This is a genomic window from Microbacterium ureisolvens (genome assembly GCF_019511645.1).
Classification (GTDB): domain Bacteria; phylum Actinomycetota; class Actinomycetes; order Actinomycetales; family Microbacteriaceae; genus Microbacterium; species Microbacterium ureisolvens_A.
The window spans coordinates 88351-111032 of the sequence record NZ_JAEUAX010000004.1 but is presented as its reverse complement, the minus strand read 5'-3'; the positions used below and the strand labels follow the sequence as shown (position 1 = coordinate 111032).

Below are 22682 nucleotides of genomic sequence, written 5' to 3'. Positions count from 1 at the left end.
GCCGCCCGCGGGAGCACGCAGAACCATCGGTGACATCCGATCCCCGCCGGACTCCCTATCCGGCACTCACGCTCAGGAGGAGCATGCCGACCACGGCACCCGCCCAGACGGCGCAGCGTCGCCGCAAGTCCTCGTCCGCGCGCCGCGACGACGAGGCCCCCATCATCCCGATCCTCGCCCGCAAGGTGCGCGAGGTCGAGGCCAAGGCCCAGCGCGGCAAGCTCGGGCCCACGAACCGCGTCAAGTTCCAGGTCATCGCATTCCTGGTGCGCGAGGAGCGCGCCCGTGTGAAGAGCGACACGGAGCTGACGGATGCTGCGCGCGCCGAGCTGCTGAAGCGGCTCGACGGGGTCGCCACCATCCTCGCGAAGACGGCCGCGCGCGACACGTCGCTCATCCAGCTGCTCGAGGTCGACCAGGCCACCTCTCCTGTCGCGCGGCGCATGCGACGCGACTGGCTGCTCGAGTCGGGGGCCGAGCTGGCGCCCGACGAGCTCATCATCACCGACGTCGCGCCGGTCGTGGCGCCGGTCGTGCCCGCCGCGCTCGCCGAGCGTCAGGTGGTGCCGCCGCAGGTCGAGGCCCGCCGCGACTCCAACCCGTTCCTCGCGCCGGATCTCACGATCCGTGCTCCGAAGCAGACGCCGCGCCGCCGCCTCGACAGCTGGGAGCTCATGGGCCCGCTGTACAAGGCATTCGAGACAGGCGCCGGCGGTGCGACCGCGTCGATGGAGCTTCCGCCTGTGCCGGAGTTCGACCGCCTGTCGCCCAAGGGCCTCGAGGTGATGCCGCACCAGTCGAGGTTCCTCGAATCCGTGCGCGCGGGGCACCGCACTTTCCTCCTGGCCGACGAGCCGGGCCTCGGCAAGACGGCGGAGTCGGTGCTCGCAGCATCCGTCGCGAACGCGTACCCGCTTCTCGCGGTCGTGCCCAACGTCGTGAAGATGAACTGGGCACGCGAGGTGGAGCGCTGGACGCCCCAGCGACGCGCGACGGTGATCCACGGTGATGGCGAAGGCATCGATGCGTTCGCCGACGTGTTCATCGTCAACTACGAGATCCTCGACCGTCACCTCTCGTGGCTCGGCTCGATCGGCCTCAAGGGCATGGTCGTCGACGAGGCGCACTTCATCAAGAACCTCACATCGCAGCGTTCGCAGAACGTGCTGGCGCTTGCGACGCGCATCCGCGAGCAGGTGCCCAACCCGCTGCTGCTCGCTCTCACGGGCACGCCCCTGATCAACGACGTCGAGGACTTCGACGCGATCTGGCGCTTCCTCGGTTGGACCACTGGTGAGAAGCCCGGTCCGGTGCTCATGGAGAAGCTCGACGAGACGGGGCTGACCCCCGCCGACAAGGCCTTCTACCCAGAGGCCCGCGACGCGGTCATCTCGATGGGCATCGTCCGGCGCAAGAAGAAGGATGTCGCGGCCGACCTGCCCGACAAGCTCATCGCCGACCTCCCCGTGGAGCTCGACGACGAGTTCGGCCGCTCGATCCGTCAGGCCGAGCGCGAGCTGGGCGAGCGGCTCGCCGCGAAGTACCGGCGCATCATCGAGGCGCGCGGGGACCGCGGCTACGGCCCCGGCCACATCGACGAGGACATCGTCCGTCTCGTCGCGCACAACGAGCTCGAGGAGTCGAAGGCCGCCGGCACGGGCTCCGAGAACGTCTTCACCATGGTGCGCAAGATCGGCCAGGCCAAGGCCGTGCTCGCCGCAGACTACGCGGTGCAGCTGCAGCGCTCGGTGGGCAAGGTCGTCTTCTTCGCCAAGCACATCGACGTCATGGACACCGCCGAGGCGCACTTCGCCGCCTCGGGGCTCAAGACCGTGTCGCTGCGCGGCGATCAGGCCACCTCGGCCCGCCAGCAGGCGATCGACGCCTTCAACAACGACCCCGAGGTCGGCATCGCGGTCTGCTCGCTGACCGCGGCGGGCGTCGGCGTGAACATGCAGGCATCCTCGAACGTCGTGCTCGCCGAACTGTCGTGGACGGCCGCGGAGCAGACCCAGGCGATCGACCGCGTGCACCGCATCGGCCAGGACGAGCCCGTGACCGCGTGGCGCATCATCGCCGCGCACACGATCGACACCAAGATCGCCGAGCTCATCGACTCCAAGCAGGGGCTGGCCGCCCGCGCGCTCGACGGCGAGCAGGTCGACCCGCAGTCGAGTGACTCGGTGCAGCTCTCGGCGCTCATGCACCTGCTGCGTCAGGCGCTCGGCGCCGCGTAGCGTCCGATTCGCACGAGGGGCGGCGGTGCGGTCTCGCACCGCCCCTCGTCGCGTCCGTCGGCGCGACCGCGGCCGTTGCGCGCGACCGCGGCCGTTGCGGGCGACCGCGGCCGTTGCGCGCGACGTCGGCACGCAGGGCGGCGAGCGGCGAGCGCCACGAGAACGATGTCTGGGAGCGGGTCGCGGACTGACCCGGCCATGGCCCGGCGACCGCGTGTGGCAGGGCGGCGCTTCCGGCACTAGTGTCGGGGGAGGCAGCGACGCCGACCCTCTTCACCGACCCGACAGCGAGGAACACAGCAATGAAGATCGGCATCCTGACGAGCGGCGGCGACTGCCCCGGGCTCAACGCGGTCATCCGCGGTGTGGTGCTCAAGGGCACGACCAACTACGACCTCGAGTTCGTCGGAATCCGCGACGGCTGGCGTGGCGTGGTGGACGGCGACTTCTTCCCGCTCACTCGTCACGAGGTGAAGGGCCTGTCGAAGATCGGCGGCACGATCCTCGGCACCTCGCGCACGAACCCTTACGAAGGCCCGCGCGGCGGCGCCGAGAACATCGCCAAGACGATGTACGGCCACCGCCTCGACGGCATCATCGCGATCGGCGGCGAGGGCACCCTGGCGGCGGCGAACCGCCTGTCGAACGACGGAATCAACGTGCTCGGCGTTCCGAAGACGATCGACAACGATCTCCGCGCCACCGACTACTCCTTCGGCTTCGACACCGCCGTCAACATCGCGACCGACGCCATGGACCGCCTGCGCACGACGGGCGACTCGCACCAGCGGTGCATGGTCGCCGAGGTGATGGGCCGCCACGTCGGCTGGATCGCGCTGCACGCCGGCATGGCTGCGGGCGCCCACGCCATCTGCATCCCCGAGGTGCCGATGTCGCTCGACGAGATCACCGCGCTGGTCTCCAAAGCCCACGACCGCGGCCGCGCGCCCCTCGTCGTCGTCTCGGAGGGCTTCACCCTCAAGGGCATGGACGAGGCCTACAGCGACAAGGGTCTCGACGCCTTCAACCGCCCGCGCCTCGGCGGCATCAGCGAGATCCTCGCGCCCGAGATCGAGCGCATCACGGGCATCGAGACCCGTGCGACGGTGCTCGGTCACATCCAGCGTGGCGGCTCGCCCTCCGGATTCGACCGTGTGCTCGCGACCCGCCTCGGCCTGCACGCCGCCGACGCGGTCGTCGACGGTGCATGGGGTCAGATGGTCGCCATGCGCGGTACGGACATCGTGCGCGTCCCCTTCGCCGACGCCCTCGGCGAGCTCAACACGGTTCCGCTCTACCGCTACGAAGAGGCCGCGGCGCTCTTCGGCTGACCCTCCGGCGCGCTGCGTCTCGCCGAACCAGGAAATTGCCGCCGAGACCGAGGGCGTTGTCCCCGGTTTCGGCGCGGATCCCCTGTTTCGGCGTGCGGTATGACGGATGCCTCGGCCCGCGGCATCCGTCCGCACCCCTGACGCGGGGCGGGCGCGCGTGCCACGATGGCGTCGTGGCTGGGGTCGCCGTGAGTCCCGTGCTGATCGGACGCCAGGCGGAGTTCGACGCGGTCCGCGGCGCGCTATCGGACGGGCGAGCCGGCGTGCCGCGCGCGGTGGTGATCCGCGGGGAGGCGGGGATCGGCAAGACGCGGCTCGTCGAGGAGGCGATCAGGTCGTTGCGCGCGGAGGCGTCGCCGGACGACCCGCCCGTCGTGGTGGCGACAGCGCAGTGCGTCGACGGGGGCGATGTCGCGCCGCCGTTCCATGCGCTCCGCGGCCTCGTGCGGGACCTCAGAGTTGGCGTGGGGGACGGCCTGCTCGACGTCGTGTCGACGTCGCCCGGCGCGGTGCGCACTCTGGCGGTGCTGGTTCCGGAGCTTGCGGAATCGTCTGCGACGCCGACACGCGAACCGGTCGAGCCCTCGTCGGACATCATCTCGGACACGATCGAGATGGTCGTCGAGCGCTTGAGCGAGCGGTTCCACGTCGTGATCGTGGTCGAAGACCTTCACTGGGCGGACGCCCTCACCGCGTCGTTCGCCACGATTCTCGCCACCACGTTGCGCGGCCGTCACATCACACTGGTGCTGACCTACAGGCCTGACGAGCCGGCGACCCGGACCACGCTCTCGGCGGTGGTGGCGCTGGAGGGCCGGCGCAGCATCCCGCACATCGAACTGGAACGGCTGTCCGCGGACGACGTGGGTGGCCAGATCGAGGCGATCGCGCCGGGTCGGTTCTCGCGGCCGGCGACCGACGCGATCGCCGCGCGCAGCGGTGGTGTGCCGTTCTTCGTCGAGGAACTCGTCGCGCTCGACGGAGAGGCGCTTCCGGGCGCTCTGCGTGATCTGCTGCTGCTGCGATACCGGAGCGCCTCGCCGCAGGCACGGCACCTGATCGAGGTGCTGTCCGTCGGCGGTGACGACGTCGACCACGACGTCCTCCTGCGGGTGACCGGAGCGGACCCCGCGCTCCTCGAAGACGGTGTCCGGGAGGCGCTCGACCGCGGGATCATCGCGGTGTCGGCGACCGGGTACCGGTTCCGGCACGCGCTGCTGCGGGAAGCGGTCTACGCCGACGTGCCTCCGGGGGCGCGCCGCGACGCGCATCGGTCGTACGCCGATGCGCTCGAGCACCGGGCCGGCGCGTCGTTCTCGGCCCTCGCCGCCGTCGCCGAGCATAGGGCGATGGCAGGGGATCTGTCCGCGGCCTTCGACGCAACGATCCGGTGCCTCGCTCAGCCCGGAGCCGAACTCGCTCCGTCCGTGACTGCGGCGCTCTGGCGCCGCCTCGCCGACTGGTGGGACGTCGTTCCCGACGCGGATGTCCGCGCCGGCGGCGCGTCACGGATGGAGGTGCTGCGGCGCGCGGGCGAGGCGCTCTGGCACGCCGGAGACTACGAGGAGGCGCGGACGGTCGTCAGGGCCGCGCTCGCGCTTCCGGAACCGAGTGATCCCGTCGAGCGCGCCGCCGCGCTGTGGTGGCTGGTGCTGTGCGAGGGATGGATTACGAACCGGGCCGACGAAGACGCTCTCGCCGAAGCAGAAGGGCTGCTTACGCACCGCGAGGAGCCCGCTGCCCGCGCGCTGCTCGCACTCGTCCGAAGCCTGCTCGGTCGCCACGAGATCGATGCCCTGCAAGCGGCGGTCGCGATCGCTCGCGACGCGGAGGATCCCGCGACGCTCGCGATCTGCCTGACGAACCTCGCCGGGCGGTTCGCGTTCGAAGGCGAGCTGGATCTCGCCGCCGCTGCGGCGCGGGAGGCGCTCGCGGTGGCGGATGGGGCGGTGGAACGGCACCGCGCTCGGATGCTGCTCGCCGACGTCGCGTTCTTCGAAGGTCGTTACGAGGGGGCGCTCGAGATCTACGCCCTGATGCTCCGCGAGGCGCTCGACGCCGGACGGGAGCGTGGTCATGGCGCGGTCGCCATGCTGCTGATGGGTCAGGTGCTCCTCCCGCTCGGCCGCGTCGACGAGAGTGTGGCGCTGGCGCGCCGCGCCCTGCAGCTCATGACGGTGCCACTCGACCGTTCGAGTGCGCTCCGCATCCTCGCCGAGGGCGACGTGTGGGGCGACCGGCTGGAGGCCTACGCCGAAAAGCGTCGGTTGGTCCGCGAGGAGATGCCGGAGGTCTTCGACGTGCCGGACGAGGACGCCGGGTGGCGGCGGCTCGACCTCCTCGAACGACTGGTCCGGGTCTCGGACGAGCACGACGACCGCCGCAAGCTCGCGCTGCTCTCTGGCGCTCTCGAGCTCGAGACGGTCCTGCGCGCCTCCGAGACCCAGTCCTGGGTGCGTCCATGGGCACTTCCGCTGCGAGCCTGGCTGGTCGCGGAGGCTGACGGGGTGCAGGGCATGAACGCCTCTATCGACCGCGGCGTCGCCGACGTCCGTGAAGAGGCCGAGGCGGTCGCCTCCGCGCTCGCGGATCGTGGGGCGCTCACTCCGCTCGTCGCCTGCGTGGCGGCGGAGCTCGCGGCGGATGCCTGGCCCCCGGCCCACGTGGCCATGTGGAGGGCGGCGCTCGCCGAGGCGCGCGTCGGAAACGGACTGCCTGTCCAGTTCGTGCACCTCGCCCGGCTGCGGCTCGCCGAGGCGTTGGTCGCGTCCGGCGACCGGGCTGGTGCTGAGGCGGCGCTCGCGGAACTGCGGGAACAGGCTCCGGCGACGGGTGATGCGCTCGTCGTGCGGTGGGCCGACGAGCTCGCGGCCCGCGCCGGCCTTGCGAGCGACCCGGGCACGAGGGTCGCGTCGCTCACGGAACGCGAGTCACAGGTTCTCGGGCTCGTAGCCCGAGGCATGAGCAACGCGCAGATCGGCCGGGCGCTGTTCATCAGCCCGAAGACAGCGTCGGTCCACGTCTCATCGATCCTCCTGAAGCTCGGCGTGGCCAACCGCACCGAGGCCGCCGCCTTCGCCCGCGACACCGGTCGCTGACCTGACCGGGGCCCCGGTCGCGTGGTACCCCAGACGTCCGGCCGAGACCGAGGGCGTCGTCCCCGGGCTCGGCCGGAACCCCCTGGTTCGGCGCGCCGCCGGCTCAGGCGTCGGCGACGCCGAGCACGTCCAGAAGCCACGCCAGCTCGAAGGCGCGCTCGCGCCACGCGTTGTAGCGGCCTGAGACGCCGCCGTGGCCGGCGACCATCTCGCACTTGAGCAGAGCGTCGGCGCCGACTTCGCGCAGGCGCGCGACCCACTTCGCAGGCTCGACGTACAGCACGCGGGTGTCGTTGAGCGACGTGACGGCGAGGATCCTCGGGTACGCAGCATCCGTCCGCACGTTCTCGTACGGCGAGTACGACTTCATGTACGTGTAGACGTCGGCGTTGTGCAGCGGGTCGCCCCACTCGTCCCACTCGATCACCGTCAGCGGCAGCGACGGGTCGAGGATCGTCGTGAGCGCGTCGACGAACGGCACATCCGCGAGCACGCCGGCGAACAGCTCGGGCGCGATGTTGGCGACCGCGCCCATCAGCAGCCCGCCGGCGGAGCCGCCTTCCGCGACGAGTTGGGACGCCGTCGTGTATCCGTTGTCGATGAGGTGCAGCGCGCTGTCGACGAAGTCCGTGAAGGTGTTGCGCTTGTTGAGGAGCTTGCCGTCCTCGTACCACTGCCGGCCCATCTCGCCGCCGCCGCGCACGTGCGCCACCGCGAACACGACTCCCCGGTCGAGCTCCGACAGCCGCGGCACCGAGAACCCGGGCTCGATGGAGTGCTCGTACGAGCCGTAGCCGTACAGGTGCATCGGCCGTGGCGCGAGGCCGGCGTCGCCGAACGAGCGCTTCCACACGAGCGAGATCGGGATCTGCGTACCGTCCTGCGCTGTCGCCCAGACGCGCGCCTGGGCGTAGTCGTCGGGCTCGTAGCCGCCCAGCACCGGCTGGCGCTTGCGCAGGTGCAGTTCGCGCGTGGCGACGTCGAGGTCGTAGACCGTGCCGGGCGTGACGAACGAGCCGTAGCCCAGGCGCAGCAGCGGGGGAGCCCACTCGGGGTTGCCGCCGGTGCCCACGGAGTACAGCGGTTCGTCGAACGCGATCTCGTCGACCCCGCCCGTCGCGTAGTCGAGCAAGCCGAGGCGTGCGAGGCCGCCGCGGCGGTAGCCCACGACGCCCCAGTCGCGGAACGTCGAGACGCCGAGCAGGCGCTCGCCGGGACGGTGCGGGATGACGACAGAGCGGTCGCCGGAGGGATCGGATGCTGCCACCCGCACCAGCTCGAAATCCAGGGCTCCGTCGTTGTGGAGGATGAAGAGGACGTCCTCGCCGTCGACGACGGCGTGCTCCGAGTCGTACTCGACGCCCTCGGTGCGCGGCCACACCACGCGCGGCTCGCCACGGAGGTCGTCGGCATCCAGGAGCCATTCCTCGGAGGTGATGGACGAGCCGAGGCCGATCACGAGGTAGCGGTCGCTGCGGGTGAACCCGGCGCCGACCCAGAACTTCTCGTCAGGCTCGTGGAAGAGCTTCGCGTCGCCCTGGACCGGCGTGCCGAGCTCGTGCAGCCACACGGTGTCGGGCCGCCACGCGTCGTCGACGGTGGTGTAGACGATGAACCGGCCGTCAGGGGAGAAGGTCGCGCCGGCGAACGTGTCGGGGATCTCGTCGGGGAGCTGTTCGCCGGTGGCCAGGTTGCGCACGCGCACGGTGTAGCGCTCGTCGCCCGCGACGTCGACGCCGTAGAGCATGAGCGTGCCGTCGTTCGACACCTCGAAGCTGCCGAGCGAGAAGAACTCGTGGCCCTCGGCCTCGACATTGCCGTCGAGAAGGATCTGCTCGCCCGGTACCTCGATGTCCGGGGACAGCTCGGGCGGCGTCCAGTCCTCGGCGGACGCGAGCGGAGCCCGGCACTGGATGCCGTACTGCTTGCCCTCGAGAGTGCGCCCGTAGTACCACCAGTCGCCGCGCCGGGTCGGCACCGAGAGGTCGGTCTCGAGAGTGCGGCCCTTGATCTCGCCGAAGATGCGCTCGCGCAGACCCTCGAGGTGTGCGGTGCGCTGCTGGGTATACGCGTTCTCGGCTTCGAGGTGCGCGATGACGGCGGCGTCCTCCTTCTGGCGGAACCACTCGTAGCGGTCTTCGACGTCATCGCCGTGATGCGACCGGACGGTGATCCTGCTGTCGGCGACGGGCGGACGGATGCCGGCGACAGGGGTGGACGGAGAGGGTGCGGAGTCGCTGAGAGTCACCGTTCCACGCTAGTCGCCTCCGAGTTGACCGTCAGGGTCGCCGATGTAGGATTCTTCCTGGCCGGTTGCCGGTACCTGAATCCTTGGTGAACTGTTCGTTCGTCGCGCCGATCTCGTCGGCACACCCCTCTCCACTCCTCCTCCCCGAAAGCGAACGGTGGAAACCGCAACCCTCATCATCGTTCTGGTGATCGCGCTCGCGCTGTTCTTCGATTTCACGAACGGCTTCCATGACACCGCGAACGCGATGGCGACGCCGATCGCGACCGGCGCGCTCAAGCCCAAGACCGCTGTACTCCTCGCCGCCGTCCTCAATCTGGTCGGCGCATTCCTGTCGACGGAGGTCGCCCAGACGATCTCAGGCGGCATCATCAATGAGGATCAGATCTCGGCGAACATCTTCCCCGAGATCATCCTCGCCGGCCTCATCGGCGCCATCACGTGGAACATGCTCACCTGGCTGCTGGGTCTTCCCTCGTCGTCGTCGCATGCACTGTTCGGCGGCCTCATCGGCGCGACGATCGTCGGCGTGGGCGTCACGGCGGTGAACTTCGGCGTCGTGATGTCGAAGGTGATCCTGCCGGCGTTCATCGCGCCGGTCACGGCCGGTGTGATCGCGTTCACCGCGACGAAGCTCGCCTACGTGCTCACGCGGCGCTACGACAGCAAGCCCGACGGGCGCGACGGGTTCCGGTTCGGCCAGATCTTCACGTCGTCGCTGGTGGCGCTCGCCCACGGCACGAACGATGCGCAGAAGACGATGGGCATCATCACCCTCCTCCTCATCACCGCGGGCCTGCAGTCGGCCTCGAACCCCGAGCCGCAGACCTGGGTCGTGTTCGCGTGTGCGATCACGATCGCGCTCGGCACCTACATGGGCGGCTGGCGCATCATCCGCACGCTCGGCAAGGGTCTCACCGAGGTGAAGCCCGCGCAGGGCTTCTCCGCCGAGGCGTCGACGGCGTCCACGATCCTCGCCTCGAGCGCACTGGGCTTCGCGCTGTCGACCACGCAGGTCGCGTCCGGCTCGGTCATCGGCTCGGGCCTCGGACGCCGTGGCTCGCAGGTGCGGTGGCGCACCGCCGGCCGCATCATGGTGGGCTGGATCCTCACGCTGCCTGCGGCCGGTGCCGTGGGGGCGGCTGCGGCACTCATCGTGGTGTGGCTCCCCGTGTGGGGCGTCATCATCGACGCCGTCCTCGCGGTCGCGATCATCCTGGCGCTCTTCCTGCGCTCCCGCCGCGATGAGGTCACCGCGTCGAATGCGATGAGCGAGGTGGCCGACTCCGGTCGCGCCGTGAAGGTCAAGCGCAACCCGCCGCCCACACGCCGCCAGCGTGCCATCGCGCGCGAGGAGGCGCGCCGGGTCGCCGCGGCGGAGATGGCGGCCAAGAAGGCCGCCAAGGCAGCCGGGCGATCCGAGAACCGGCCGAAGAACGGAGGCCCGCGATGACCATCAACTGGCTCGCCTTCGTTCAGGTTTTCGTCGCGGCGTTCACCTCTGCTGTCGTTGTGGTCGGTTTCTACGCGCTGGGGCTCCGGCTGCTGGTACGTGCGGGGCGTCCTCCCGTGGTCGCCCCGGCGGAGTTCACCGACGCCATCACCGTCATCTCCGAGAAGGAGGCGCGGCGCGCCGAGAAGGCCGCTGCGAAGGCGGCGAAGCGCAACCCGCTCACCGAAGGGCAGAAGCGCTTCGCGCTCGTCGGCGCATACGCGTGCTTCGCTGTCTGCGCCGCGGCGGTGCTCGGCGGCCTGCTTCTCATCGTCTTCAACCACTGAGGAACCCGAAGCCCCCCGTTCCGCGGGCCAGATCCATCAGTCTGATATCGGCCGACCTGGCGCGGGTATCAGCCTGATATCAGGGTCCTTGACGGAAACCGGCGCGGGTTTCACAGTGTCGTCATGGACCTCCGCGTGCTGGGGGCAGTGACTCTCGACGACGGCCGGATCGCCCTCGCGCCTCGTGATCGTCTCGTGCTGGGCGCGCTCGCGGCGCGGATCGGGAGAGCGGTCACGCTCGAGTCGTTCGCGACCGCGGTCTGGGGGGACGCGCCCCCCGCTTCATGGTCGAAGGTGATCCCTGGCTGCATCATGCGACTGCGGCGGCAGCTGCCCGCGTCCGCGATCGAGACGACGGCGGCGGGGTACATGCTCGCGCCCACCGCCGTCGACCTCGACGCCGCTCGATTCGAGCAGTTCATCGAGCGCGGGTCGCGGCTGCTCGAGATGGATGAGCCGGATCGCGCTGCCCATTCGTTCTCGCAGGCCCTCGGCCTCTGGCGAGGACAGCCCTTTTCCGAGCTGGCTGATTGGGAGCCCGCGCGCATCGAGGCCGATCGGCTCGACGAGATCCGCCTCGCCGCGGAGGAATCTCTGTTGGAGGCGCGGCTGCAGTCGGGAGACCTGATCGACGCAGCTGCTGAAGCGCGTGCCCGGGTGGCGGAATCGCCCATGCGCGAACGCCGCTGGGTGATCCTCGGTCTCGCACAGTATCGCCAGGGGCGCCAGGCGGACGCCCTGGCCACGATCCGTCGTGGACGAGAACTGCTCGCCGCCGAGCTCGGCCTCGACCCGTGCGTGGAACTCGCGACCCTCGAGCAGGCGATCCTCCGGCAGGATCCCGCACTGCAGTCCTCTGCCGTGTTCCGAGCGGGGAGCGCCGACTGTCCGTACTTCGGTCTCCCGCCGGCGGGGATGGACGACGGGGAACGGTACTTCGGTCGCGAAGAGGAGCTCGACCATGCACTTCAGGAGCTCGAGCGGCACGCCGTGCTCGTCGTCTCGGGATCCTCCGGGGTCGGCAAGTCTTCCTTCGTTCGTGCGGGGATCGCCGCGCACCTCGCGGCGCAGGGCAGGCGCGTGACGATCGTCACCCCCGGCGAGCGACCTCTGGAGATGCTGCGCGGACTCGCGGCGCACGATTCCGAGTCTCTGCTGATCGTCGACCAGTGCGAGCAGGCGTTCGCCATCGACGACTCGGACCAGACTCGCCAGTTCTTCGAGGAGCTCGGTCGACTGGTGTTCCAAGGTCCGCTCGTGATGGCGATCCGCGCGGATCGGCTGGGCGATCTCGCCGACCACCACGGCTTCGCGGGCCTCATTCAGGCGCACCTCATGATGCTGGGTCCGCTCGCGGCCGACGGCCTGCGCGCGGTGATCGAGAAGCCCGCGCGGCAGGCGGGACTGATTCTCGAGCCGGGGCTGGTGGAGGTGCTGGTGCGTGATGCCGACGGGCGCAGCCTGCCCCTGCTCTCGCACGCGCTGTATCAGGTCTGGCAGCGACGCGAGGGACGGGTGCTGAGTATCGACGGCTACCGCGCCTCAGGGGAGATCGACGGCGCCGTCGCCCAGACCGCCGAGGAGATGTTCGCGGACCTGCGGGGCGACGAGGCGCGGCTGGTGCGCGACATCCTCCTGCGACTCGTCGAGCCTTCCCGAGACGGCGGCGTCATCTGTCAGCGGGTGAGCCGCGCGACCGTCGCGGTGGATGGGGCGCACGCGCGCGTGGCCGAACGATTGGTGGATGCCCGGCTCGTGACCAGCGACGAGGACTCCTACCAGCTCGCGCACGAGGCCGTCGCCCGCGAATGGCCCCGTCTGCACGAGTGGCTCGCCGACGACGTCGAGGGGCAGCGAACCATGCGTCATCTCAACGCCGCGGCGACCGCGTGGGAGGAGATGAGGCGACCCGACAGCGAGCTCTATCGTGGGGGCCGACTGGGCGCGGCGGTTCAGTGGCGAGAGTCGGCGCGGCCGGTGCTCGCACCGGTGGAGGTCGCGTTCCTGGACGCCTCGGTCCAGCGAGAGGCGGAGGATCTCGACGCGACACGGCGTCAGCTGCAGAGGGAACGACGCTCGGTCCGGCGTCTGCGATGGCTGGCCGGAGCGACGGCGGCGCTCGCAGTGGTCGCGCTCGCGGCCGGTGCCCTCGCGGCGGTGCAGACGTCGGAGGCGAACAAGCGGGCGGTGATGGACGATGCGCGGCGGGTTTCCGCGCTCGCCCTCGCAGAGCCCGTTTACGAACGCGCACTCCTCTTGGCGGTGGAGGCGATCGGTCTGTGGGACGCGCCGACGACACGAAGATCTCTCCTCGATGTCATGGGCCGCAGCCCGCGCATCGCGAGCGTGACGCGATTGAGCGATGGCATGGGCATCGAGACGATGATGCTCGGCGCCGACGATTCCATCGCGCTGGTCATCGACGACACGATCAGCGCGAGCGTCGTCGATCTGGAGAAGGGGATGCAGGTCGCGTCGGCGGACGTGGGGGGAGCGATCGTCCTCGACGCGGCGGAGGGACCGGGCGGGCGGATCGCGCTGAGCGTGATGCAGGGCGATTGCGGTGGCTCCGGCTGGTGCGAAGCACCTGACCTTCGCACGCTCGACTCCTGGGGCCCCCGAACTCGCGAGCTGACCTTCCCCGAGTTCGACTCGGAGGTGCTCGACATCGAGTACTCGCGGGACGAGTCGCTGGCGGCGATCATCGCGCCCCTTCCGTGGGCGGCCGAGGGCGCGAACGTCGCGATGTGGAGGGTGAACGCACCGGACGAGGCCTTCATGCTCCACCTCCCGCGAGCGGGCACCAATCCCGGACCCCCGAGCTGGGCGGACTCGTTCGGAAGGGTGCGGTTCTCCGCCGACGGGACGAGGCTGTACGCGAGCGGATTCGGTCCTACCGCCGTGTTCGACACCGCGAATGGCGCGCTCATCGACGAGATCGAAGGGGACGGGCTGCTCGCAGTGAACCCCCATGGGCAGACCCTGCTCGTCAGGCAAGGTCGCCACGCGGCGCGCATCGTCGACCTGGCGGATCCGGCTCGATCGCGGCTGCTCCAGATGGACGACCCCGTCGTGGACGGCGCGTTCAGCCCTGACGGCACCCACGTCGCGACGATCGCGGGTGACCGCGCGCTGGTCTGGCGCACGAGCAACGGAGACCTCGAGGAGGTCCTCGACGGCCACCTCGACACCGTGCGTGCCGTGGCGTTCCTTCCGACGGGCGAACTCGTGACGGCAGGCAAGGACGGGGCGCTGTTCACGTGGATCCTGGACGATTGGACCGAGTCGTTCCATGTGGTCAGAGGTCTCGACGGCCTGCCCCTTCCGGACGACGAGCGCACCCTCGTCTACGACCTCCCGGAAGGCGGCCGCGTGAGGGTCTCTGCAGACCCCGACCTCTGGGTCCAGCGAGCCTGTGCCGTCGCAGGGCGCGGCCTGAGCGCGCAAGAGTGGCATGACGTCTTCGCTGATCGGCCGTACGAACCCGCCTGCGCGAAGGACACTCGGTCCGCGTTGCCCCAATAGACTCGCCGCATGGACGCGGCATCCGTGCAGTTCGGTCAGTACCCGCCCGCCAGACGCACGCTGCTGCACGTGAGCGACACGCACCTGCTCGCGGGCAACGTGCCGCTCGGCGGCCGTTTCGACACCGCGGCGAATCTCGCCCGTGCCCTCGAGGCGGTCGAGGCCACCGGCATCCATCCCGATGCCATCGTCTTCACTGGCGACCTGACGGATCTCGGCGAGCCTGACGCGTACGCGGCGCTGCGCGCTGCGGTGGAGCCGGTCGCGGAGCGACTCGGCGCGCCGGTGGTGTGGCTCGCCGGCAACCATGACGAGCGCCCGGCGCTTCGCCGCGACCTGCTCGGGCTCGAGGCCACGGAAGAGCCCGTCACGGGAGTCTGGGATCTCGGGGGACTGCGGCTCATCGGCCTCGACTCGACCGTCCCCGGCTGGCATCACGGCGACCTCGACCACGGGCAGCTCGAGTGGCTGGGCCGCGAGCTGGCGACGCCGGCACCGCTCGGAACGATCCTCGCGCTGCACCATCCGCCGCTGCCGTCGCACGTGCCGCTGTTCGACATCCTGGAGCTGCGCGACCAGGGAAGGCTCGCCGACGTGATCGCCGGCACCGATGTGCGCGCGATCCTCGCGGGGCACCTGCACTACTCCACGAGCGGCACGTTCGCGGGCGTCCCGGTGAGCGTCGCCGCGGCCACCTGCTACACGATGAACCTCGCGCGCCCCGCGGTGGACGTCAACGGCATGGACGCCGGCCAGTCGTTCCACCTCGTGCACGTGTACGACGACACGATCACTCACGCCGTCGTGCCCGTGTCCGAGGCGCCGACCGGCGACGTCTTCTCTGCGGAATGGGTCGAGCGGATGTCGCGGCTCACGCCCGAGGAACGGCTCGAGGCGTTCTCACGCAAACGGCCCTGACGACACCGTTCAGGTCGCCACGCTGCGACCGCCGCGGTGTACGTGACGGCGGAGCCGGGTGTACGCCGTGTACACCCCGGTCGACAGGCACCGCGAGTAGGCTCGAAGCATCCCCGCACACCGCTGTGAACGACCCACGAGGACTGCAACACATGGCTCTGGACGCAATGACGCGAACTCGCATCGAGACCGACTCCCTGGGATCCCTCGAGATCCCCGCCGACGCGTACTGGGGCATCCACACCGCCCGTGCGCTGGAGAACTTCCCGATCTCGAAGAGGCCGATCTCGGTCTACCCCGACCTGGTGCGGGGGCTCGCGATGGTGAAGCAGGCGTCGGCCCGGGCGAACCGTGAGATCGGCGTTCTCGACCCCGCCAAGGCCGATCTCATCGACCGCGCCGCACAGCTCGTCATCGACGGCGACTTCCATGACCAGTTCGTCGTGGGCGTCATCCAGGGCGGCGCCGGCACATCGACGAACATGAACGCGAACGAGGTCATCACCAACATCGCGCTCGAGCTCGCCGGCCGGCCCAAGGGCGACTACGCGTTCCTCTCGCCGATCGACGACACCAACCGCAGCCAGTCGACGAACGACGTCTACCCGACCGCGATCAAGGTCGGCCTCGGCCTGGACCTCAAGACCCTGCTCGAGGAGCTCGACCTGCTCCGCCGAGCGTTCCTCGCGAAGGCCGTCGAGTTCCACGACGTTCTCAAGGTCGGCCGCACCCAGCTGCAGGACGCCGTGCCCATGACGCTCGGCCAGGAGTTCCATGGATTCGCCACGACGCTCGGCTACGACCACCAGCGCCTCACCGAGAACGCCTACCTCCTGTACGAGATCAACATGGGGGCGACGGCGATCGGCACTGGGATCACCACGCACCCGTCGTACGCGCCTGCGGTGCTGCGCCACCTGCGCGAGATCTCGGGGCTCGACCTCGCCACGGCCTCCGACCTGGTCGAGTCCACCAGCGACACCGGCTCATTCATGTCGTTCTCGGCGTCGCTCAAGCGCAACGCGATCAAGCTGTCGAAGATCTGCAACGACCTGCGCCTGCTCTCGTCCGGGCCGCAGGCCGGGTTCGGCGAGATCAACCTGCCCGCGCGGCAGGCGGGCTCCAGCATCATGCCCGGCAAGGTGAACCCGGTCATCCCCGAGGTCGTCAACCAGGTCGCGTTCTCGGTGGCCGGCGCCGACCTCACCGTGACGATGGCGGTCGAGGGCGGCCAGCTGCAGCTCAACGCGTTCGAGCCGGTGATCGCGCACTCGATCTTCCAGTCGATCACGTGGCTGCGGCAGGCGATGTACACCCTGCGCGTGAACTGCGTCGACGGCATCACCGCGAACCGCGAGCAGCTCGGCGCCATGGTCGGCTCGTCGGTCGGCGTCATCACGGCGCTGACACCGTTCATCGGCTATGCGGCGGCCGCGGCGCTGGCGAAGACCGCCCTGCTCACCGGGCGCGCCGTCGCGGACCTCGTCGTCGAGGCCGGCCTCATGTCGCGCGACGAGGTCACCAAGCAGCTCTCGCCCGCCCGCCTGTCGGGGCTGGAGACCGTCACCGCCGCGATCCCGGTCGTGGGGGCTCCCGAGGAGGTCGTCGAGGAGGCTCGGGCGGACACGCGCTGAGCCGGTTGCCGCGGGCGGCTCCCGATCGATAGCGTCAGGGAGACTCGAACGAAAGGCGAGAAATGACCGATCCGCAGAACCCGTCGGCACCCGAGCCGCCGCAGCAGCCCGCGTCGCAGCCCACTGCGCCGCCGCCGGCCGACGCGCCGGCGCCTCCCGCCGCCCCCGCACCGGGGTACACCGCCCCCGCGGCGCCCGGGTACGCGGCGGCTCCGCCGGCGTACTCTGCGGGCGCGCCCGCCTACAGCGCCGCGCCGCCGGCGGCGTACGGCGCGCCGGCCGGCGCGCCCGTTCCGGGCAAGACGCTCGGCATCGTCGCGTTCATCCTGTCGTTCTTCGTGCAGCTGATCGCGCTTATCCTAGGCATCGTCGCCCTCGTGCAGAGCCGCAAGGCCGGAGCCAAGAACGGCTTCGCCCTCGCCGCCATCATCATCTCGGCTGTGCTGATGGTCCTCGGCATCATCCTGTTCTTCGCCCTCGTCGTGCCGCTCCTCACGTTCTCGGCGGAGGTGCTGCAGGCGTGCCAGGCGGTGGATTTCTCAGGCACCGTCGAGGTGCGCGGCCTCCCCGTCGACTGCTCGACGGTCTCGCGCTGACCGATCCCGGCGGCGGGCTGCTCCACGGAGCGCCCGCCGTCGCCGTGTGCCGGCGGCCGGGAGCGCCAGGGCCCGCGGCCGCGGCGCGCCTCAGCCGAGGATGCGGCAGTGCGTCGTGAGAGCCCCGATGCCGTCGATCCCGACGGTGACCGTGGAGCGGTCGCGCAGGAACACCTGCGGATCCCGCGAGTAGCCGGCCCCGCCGGGGCTGCCCGTCGAGATGAGCGTTCCGGGCAGCAGCGTCGCCGACTTCGACAGGTGCGAGATCAGCGTCGCGACCGGACGCACCATCTGACCGGTGGTCGCATCCTGCAGCGTGGTGCCGTCGAGCACCGTCCAGATGTGGAGGTCCTGCGGGTCCGGGATCTCGTCCGCGGTCACCACGAACGGACCCGTCGGCGTGAACCCGTCGAAGGACTTGCAGCGCGACCACTGCGCCTCGGAGTACTGGATGTCGCGTGCGGTGATGTCGTTGACCACCGTGTAGCCCCAGACGTGGTCGAGGGCGTCCTCGGGGGCCACGTCCTTCGCGGGGGTGCCGATGATGACGCCGAGCTCGGCCTCGTAGTCGACCGACTCGCTGAGAGATCGTGGCCAGATCGTGGTGTGGTCGTGACCGGCGAGGGAGTTGGGCCAGAGCACGAACACGGTCGGCGTCGAGTCCGTCTTGAGTCCCAGTTCGCTGGAGTGCGCCGCGTAGTTGAGCCCGATCGCGAGGATGACCGGCGGCGCGAGGACGGCGGACGCGAACCCCATCGCGTCGAGCGGATGCCGCGTCCCGTTGCCTGCGGCATCCCCCACGCGGGCGAGCATGTCGTCGCCGCCGGCGATGAGCTCTTCCAGTACCCGCGGCGCTCCGTCGAACAGCTCGGCGACGATCTCCACGTCGTCGCCGTCGACCAGGGCGAGCCTCGGCTCGCCCGACCCCGGTGGCACGACATGGGCGAAGCGCATGCCCCCAACCTAGCCGCCGGGGTGCGCGAACGGGCCGTCCACAGCTCGTATGACGGGTGAGCGTCGTGCACCCTAGGCTGTGCGCATGACGCTCGACCCCGGTGCTTCCCGTCCCCGGCCCTCGCTCACGCCGCCGGAGTTCGCTTCCGCACTCGCCCAGCCGCGCATCGCCGCGCCCGCGGCGATCACGCCGCCGGCGACGTCGCCCGCACCCGTGCCGGTCCCCACCGGCGCTGCCTCTCGTCGCGGACGCAGCGCGTCGGTCTGGATCATCGGCGTCCTCGTTCTCGGGCTGGCAGTGCTGGTGGCGTACTTCCTCAACGCACTCGGACCCGCCGCGTCGCTCCTCGGGATGGTGCTCGCTGTCGTGCCCCTCGTCGGTGTGCTGTTGGCGCTGCGGATCGTGGACCGGTGGGAGCCCGAGCCGCGGGGACTGCTCGTCCTCGCCATCGCGTGGGGCGCGATCGCCGCCGTCGCCATCGCGCTCGGCGTCGACCTCGTGCTGTCGATGGTGTTCGGGCCGGCGACCACCGGTGCTCGCGAGGTGCTGCAGACGGTCGTACAGGCGCCGGTGGTCGAGGAGTTCGCCAAGGGGCTCGGCGTCTTCCTCATCTTCGCGACCGCCCGGCGCGCGTTCGACGGCCCGGTCGACGGCATCGTCTACGGAGCACTCGTCGGAGCCGGCTTCGCGTTCACCGAGAACATCCAGTACTTCGCGGTGAGCTTCATCGAGGGGGGAGCGGCCGAGACCACCATGACGTTCTTCCTCCGTGGGATCCTCTCGCCGTTCGCGCACGTCATGTTCACGAGCGTCACCGGTTTCGCTCTGGGTCTTGCTGCGCGGCGCGGGCTGTCGGCCGCGCAGGCGATCGGACCCGGGCTGCTCGGGCTCGCGGGCGCGATCGCGCTGCACGCGTTCTGGAACGGCTCGGCGATGTTCGGCGACTTCTTCTTCCTGTACCTCACGCTGCAGGTGCCGCTGTTCATCGGGTTCATCCTCGGCATCGTGGCGCTCAGGCGGGAGGAGTCGCGCCTCACCAGGCGCCGGCTCGGCGAGTACGCGGCCGCGGGGTGGTTCACTCCGCAGGAGGTCGACATGCTCGCGACGTCCGCCGGGCGCAGGGCTGCGCTCGCGTGGGCGCGGACGCTGCGAGGAGACCGTACCGCCCTCATGAGGACCTTCATCACCGATGCCACGGCCCTGGCCGCGAGCCGTCAGCGGGCGATCTCGGGGCGGGATCCGCACGCGGCGGCGGAAGAGCGTGACCTGCTTGCGAAGACCGCGGCGACCCGGGCGGCGATGTTCGCGCCGTAGGCGCGGAGCGTCGCCCGCGAACAAAGACTCAGCGCTCGGTGCCGCGGCGATGCCTGCGTGTCTACCGAGCGCTGAGTTGGTCTGCCCCCAGCATGCCGGGGGCCTGGCGCGGGTGTCAAGGGAACGCGGGCGGTTCCCCTGACGGCGAACTCGCTCGGCGTGCGCGGGCTCCGGATGGTTGGATGGAGGCATGACTGACGACCGCACCAAGCCCGAGATCGACGCACCCGCCGGCCCGGCTCCGGCCGACCTCGTCGTCCGCGACATCGTCGTGGGCGAGGGCGCCGAGGCGAAGCCCGGCGACACCGTGACCGTCCACTACGTGGGCGTCGAGTACGAGAGCGGCGAAGAGTTCGACTCGTCGTGGAACCGCGGGGAGAGCATCCAGTTCCCGCTGCGCGGCCTCATCCAGGGCTGGCAGGACGGCATCCCGGGCATGAAGGAAGGCGGTCGCCGCGAGCTCGTCATCCCGCCGCACCTCGCCTATGGCCCCGCCGGCGGGCACTTCCTCGGCGGCAAGACGCTGATCTTCGTCATCGACCTCATCAAGGTCGGCTGACCCAGAGCGATCGAGAGGGGACGGGTGCGCGGCATCCGTCCCCTTCGTCATGTCGGCGTGTGAGAGACTTTCCATTCACGGGAATAGATCCGCGAGCCCCGCGCGTTCCACCCCGTATGCCGGCGCGAGCCGGCAGCCACCGGACCCCCAGACGAAGGACGACCATGACCGACACGACCACGATCGACGTTCCCGGCTACAAGGCGGGCACCTGGGTGCTCGACCCCGCGCACAGCGAGGTCACCTTCAGCGTGCGCCACATGATGATCTCGAAGGTGCGCGGCACCTTCGGCATGAAGAGCGCGACGCTGATCGCCCCCGCGAACCCGCTCGACGCCCAGGTCGAGGCGTCCGTCGATGTCACCTCCGTCGACACCAAGGACGAGGGCCGCGACAACCACCTGCGCTCGGCCGACTTCTTCGACACCGAGAACCACCCGACGATGGAGTTCCGCTCGACCGGCGCGCGCGTCGAGAACGGCGAGTTCCTCGTCGACGGCGACCTGACCATCCGCGGCATCACCAAGCCCGTCACCTTCGAGTTCGAGTTCGGCGGCTTCGGCACCGACCCGTGGGGCAACTACAAGGCGGGCGCGACGGCCAAGACGGTCGTCAACCGCGAGGACTTCGGCCTCACCTGGAACGCCGCGCTCGAGACCGGCGGCGTGCTCGTCGGCAAGGACGTCACGATCACGCTCGACCTGCAGGGCGCCCTCCAGCAGGACTGACGCGCACCAGCGACGAAGAGCGGATGCCTCGCCCCGAGGCATCCGCTCTTCGCATGTATGCGGGAGGTTCAGACGCGCGGGCGTCGGCGCAGCCGGTCCTGCGCGAGCAGGATGCCGAGGAACACGACGAGCGCGCCGACCGGCTCGTTCCACGTCACCGTCTCGCCGAGGATCACGATGCCGAGGATCACGCCGACGACGGGGGTGATGTAGGTCACGGTCGAAGCCCGAGTCGGCCCCCACGCACGCACGGTGTTCTGGTTCCACACGTACGCGATACCGGTGCCGAGGCACCCGAGCAGCAGCAGGCTCGCCACGATCGGGATGTCCAAGCGCACCGGCGTGAGTACGAGGATCGGTGTGAGCATCGCCATCACGACGGCCGCCATCGCGATGTAGCCGAAGGTGAACGCGAGCGCCGACATTCCGGTGTTCGAGACGAAGCGCCGCATGTAGGCGAAGCTGAAGCCATAGCTCGCGGTGGCGCCGAGGATCGCCAGCTCTGCGACCAGGCTCCCGTCGAACGCGATGCCCTGCCATGGCGCGATGATCACGACGACGCCCAGGATCCCGACGCCGATGCCGATGACCTGCAGCGCCTTCAGACGCTCCACCCGGAACACGAGCCACGCCATGATCGCGGTCATGATCGGGGTGGTCGCGTTGAAGATGCTCGCGACGCCCGAGCTGACGTGCTGCTGCGCCCACGAGAAGAGCAGGAACGGGATGACGCAGAACGTGAGACCGAGCACCGTCAGGTGCGCCCACACCGTGAGGCGGCGGGTCATCTGCTCGCGCCGCAGGAGCACGAGGACGCCGAGCGTGAGAGCTCCGAGGAGGATGCGCGTCCACGCGACCTGCGCCGGCGAGATGCCGGTGAGCGACACCTTCATGAAGAGGAAGCTCGCACCCCACACGATCCCGGCGAGCACGAACTGCACCGTGATCCACCGGGGGGACGGCAGTCTCTCCGCGCGCACCGCGGGGGGAGGAGTTCGAGTCGAGGTCACGGAGGCCACGGTACGCTCGCCCGCCGACGCCGGAGGCCGCGCCGCGATGCGACGTCTGAAATCCGCCGATGTGCGGCGGTCACGCTACGGCGTGACTTCCACGCGCTTGATGCGCGCGCTGTGGCCGCGAAGGATCGTCACGCGGCTCGGCGCCACCGCGAAATGCGCCGCGAGAGCGCGGACGACGCCCTCGTTCGCGGCGCCGTCGACGGCGCGCTCCCTCACGAAGACGACGAGTCCGTCGTCGTCTTCGTCGACCCGCGGTCCGCGTCGGCTGCCCGGTTTGACGCGGACGGTGTACTGCATGCGTCCGAGCGTACCTGGGCTTGCAGGCGGCCGGTTCGCCGGGGCATCCGTTCGCTGGTAGACTCTTCAGGTTGCCGTTGGATCGGCCGCGGAGAAAGAGAGCTCGCACATCGGGTGACGGGCACCGCGCAACAAGCAGAGAGGGGATCACCTATGGCACTGGAAGCAGACGTCAAGAAGGCGATCATCGAAGAGTACGCGACGCACCCCGGTGACACCGGATCCCCCGAGGTGCAGGTCGCGATGCTGACGCAGCGCATCAAGGACCTCACCGAGCACCTCAAGGAGCACAAGCACGACCACCACTCGCGTCGTGGGCTGTTCCTGCTCGTCGGTCAGCGCCGCCGCCTGCTGGGTTACCTGCAGGACATCGACATCAACCGTTACCGCTCGCTCATCGAGCGCCTCGGTCTCCGTCGATAAGGCATCGACCAGCGTTCAATC

General features: G+C 70.1%; 17 protein-coding genes. 13 read left to right on the top strand and 4 right to left on the bottom strand.

What is annotated here, in order from left to right:
* Positions 1–83 precede the first annotated feature (83 nt).
* The 3 genes from JNB61_RS08970 (at position 84) to JNB61_RS08960 (ending at position 6666) form a co-directional block, all read left to right on the top strand.
* Positions 84–2237 carry a DEAD/DEAH box helicase gene (locus JNB61_RS08970; RefSeq protein WP_159845118.1) on the top strand — a complete coding sequence of 718 codons (2154 nt, stop codon included), beginning with the start codon at positions 84–86 and terminating at the stop codon, positions 2235–2237.
* 302 nt (positions 2238–2539) lie between these two features.
* Positions 2540–3568, top strand: a complete 1029-nt coding sequence (locus JNB61_RS08965; RefSeq protein WP_220288056.1) for an ATP-dependent 6-phosphofructokinase — start codon at positions 2540–2542, stop codon at positions 3566–3568.
* Between the two features lie 173 nt (positions 3569–3741).
* Complete coding sequence (locus JNB61_RS08960) at positions 3742–6666, top strand: helix-turn-helix transcriptional regulator (protein WP_220339390.1); 2925 nt, start codon at positions 3742–3744, stop codon at positions 6664–6666.
* Positions 6667–6769: 103 nt separating this feature from the next.
* Here JNB61_RS08960 and JNB61_RS08955 read toward each other — a convergent pair whose 3' ends face one another.
* The gene (locus tag JNB61_RS08955) at positions 6770–8914 is read right to left on the bottom strand and encodes a S9 family peptidase (protein WP_374226634.1); all 2145 of its coding nucleotides are present in this window, start codon (positions 8912–8914) and stop codon (positions 6770–6772) included.
* 157 nt (positions 8915–9071) lie between these two features.
* Here JNB61_RS08955 and JNB61_RS08950 point away from each other — a divergent pair, with 157 nt between their 5' ends.
* The 6 genes from JNB61_RS08950 (at position 9072) to JNB61_RS20045 (ending at position 17366) form a co-directional block, all read left to right on the top strand.
* Positions 9072–10367, top strand: coding sequence for an inorganic phosphate transporter (locus tag JNB61_RS08950; protein WP_159845110.1), 1296 nt, complete (start codon positions 9072–9074; stop codon positions 10365–10367).
* On the top strand, positions 10364–10693 hold the full coding sequence (locus tag JNB61_RS08945; protein ID WP_220288055.1) for a peptidase: 330 nt from the start codon (positions 10364–10366) through the stop codon (positions 10691–10693). The genes JNB61_RS08950 and JNB61_RS08945 overlap by 4 nt, the downstream gene beginning before the upstream one ends.
* 123 nt (positions 10694–10816) lie before the next feature.
* Complete coding sequence (locus tag JNB61_RS08940) at positions 10817–14218, top strand: nSTAND1 domain-containing NTPase (RefSeq protein WP_220339389.1); 3402 nt, start codon at positions 10817–10819, stop codon at positions 14216–14218.
* 9 nt (positions 14219–14227) lie between these two features.
* Positions 14228–15136: a phosphodiesterase gene (locus JNB61_RS08935; protein WP_220339388.1), complete on the top strand. Its 909-nt coding sequence runs from the start codon at positions 14228–14230 to the stop codon at positions 15134–15136.
* Between the two features lie 152 nt (positions 15137–15288).
* Entirely contained in the window at positions 15289–16770 is a 1482-nt protein-coding gene (locus tag JNB61_RS08930; protein ID WP_159845099.1) for an aspartate ammonia-lyase, read from the top strand.
* Positions 16771–16832: 62 nt separating this feature from the next.
* Positions 16833–17366: a DUF4190 domain-containing protein gene (locus JNB61_RS20045; protein WP_223214739.1), complete on the top strand. Its 534-nt coding sequence runs from the start codon at positions 16833–16835 to the stop codon at positions 17364–17366.
* A gap of 90 nt (positions 17367–17456) precedes the next feature.
* Here the strand turns inward: JNB61_RS20045 and JNB61_RS08920 are convergent, their stop codons facing one another.
* Positions 17457–18320, bottom strand: a complete 864-nt coding sequence (locus JNB61_RS08920) for a fumarylacetoacetate hydrolase family protein (protein WP_220339387.1) — start codon at positions 18318–18320, stop codon at positions 17457–17459.
* An 85-nt stretch (positions 18321–18405) separates the two neighbouring features.
* Between JNB61_RS08920 and JNB61_RS08915 the strand changes: the two genes are divergently transcribed.
* The 3 genes from JNB61_RS08915 (at position 18406) to JNB61_RS08905 (ending at position 20922) form a co-directional block, all read left to right on the top strand.
* Complete coding sequence (locus tag JNB61_RS08915; RefSeq protein ID WP_220339386.1) at positions 18406–19635, top strand: PrsW family intramembrane metalloprotease; 1230 nt, start codon at positions 18406–18408, stop codon at positions 19633–19635.
* Positions 19636–19825: 190 nt separating this feature from the next.
* Entirely contained in the window at positions 19826–20194 is a 369-nt protein-coding gene (locus tag JNB61_RS08910; RefSeq protein WP_159845091.1) for an FKBP-type peptidyl-prolyl cis-trans isomerase, read from the top strand.
* 164 nt (positions 20195–20358) lie between these two features.
* Entirely contained in the window at positions 20359–20922 is a 564-nt protein-coding gene (locus JNB61_RS08905) for a YceI family protein (RefSeq protein WP_220339385.1), read from the top strand.
* A gap of 68 nt (positions 20923–20990) precedes the next feature.
* Here JNB61_RS08905 and JNB61_RS08900 read toward each other — a convergent pair whose 3' ends face one another.
* Both JNB61_RS08900 and JNB61_RS08895 read right to left on the bottom strand, forming a co-directional pair.
* Entirely contained in the window at positions 20991–21932 is a 942-nt protein-coding gene (locus JNB61_RS08900) for a DMT family transporter (RefSeq protein WP_220339384.1), read from the bottom strand.
* A gap of 84 nt (positions 21933–22016) precedes the next feature.
* Complete coding sequence (locus tag JNB61_RS08895; protein WP_220288051.1) at positions 22017–22238, bottom strand: DUF167 domain-containing protein; 222 nt, start codon at positions 22236–22238, stop codon at positions 22017–22019.
* A gap of 153 nt (positions 22239–22391) precedes the next feature.
* Here JNB61_RS08895 and rpsO point away from each other — a divergent pair, with 153 nt between their 5' ends.
* Positions 22392–22661: a 30S ribosomal protein S15 gene (rpsO, locus tag JNB61_RS08890; RefSeq protein WP_005048780.1), complete on the top strand. Its 270-nt coding sequence runs from the start codon at positions 22392–22394 to the stop codon at positions 22659–22661.
* Positions 22662–22682: the final 21 nt, after the last annotated feature.

Coding starts and splice junctions, on each gene's coding strand:
- JNB61_RS08970 (WP_159845118.1), top strand. CDS start 84: ATGCCGACCACGGCACCCGCCCAGACGGCGCAGCGTCGCCGCAAGTCC.
- JNB61_RS08965 (WP_220288056.1), top strand. CDS start 2,540: ATGAAGATCGGCATCCTGACGAGCGGCGGCGACTGCCCCGGGCTCAAC.
- JNB61_RS08945 (WP_220288055.1), top strand. CDS start 10,364: ATGACCATCAACTGGCTCGCCTTCGTTCAGGTTTTCGTCGCGGCGTTC.
- JNB61_RS08940 (WP_220339389.1), top strand. CDS start 10,817: ATGGACCTCCGCGTGCTGGGGGCAGTGACTCTCGACGACGGCCGGATC.
- JNB61_RS08935 (WP_220339388.1), top strand. CDS start 14,228: ATGGACGCGGCATCCGTGCAGTTCGGTCAGTACCCGCCCGCCAGACGC.
- JNB61_RS08930 (WP_159845099.1), top strand. CDS start 15,289: ATGGCTCTGGACGCAATGACGCGAACTCGCATCGAGACCGACTCCCTG.
- JNB61_RS20045 (WP_223214739.1), top strand. CDS start 16,833: ATGACCGATCCGCAGAACCCGTCGGCACCCGAGCCGCCGCAGCAGCCC.
- JNB61_RS08920 (WP_220339387.1), bottom strand. CDS start 18,320: ATGCGCTTCGCCCATGTCGTGCCACCGGGGTCGGGCGAGCCGAGGCTC.
- JNB61_RS08915 (WP_220339386.1), top strand. CDS start 18,406: ATGACGCTCGACCCCGGTGCTTCCCGTCCCCGGCCCTCGCTCACGCCG.
- JNB61_RS08910 (WP_159845091.1), top strand. CDS start 19,826: ATGACTGACGACCGCACCAAGCCCGAGATCGACGCACCCGCCGGCCCG.
- JNB61_RS08905 (WP_220339385.1), top strand. CDS start 20,359: ATGACCGACACGACCACGATCGACGTTCCCGGCTACAAGGCGGGCACC.
- JNB61_RS08895 (WP_220288051.1), bottom strand. CDS start 22,238: ATGCAGTACACCGTCCGCGTCAAACCGGGCAGCCGACGCGGACCGCGG.
- rpsO (WP_005048780.1), top strand. CDS start 22,392: ATGGCACTGGAAGCAGACGTCAAGAAGGCGATCATCGAAGAGTACGCG.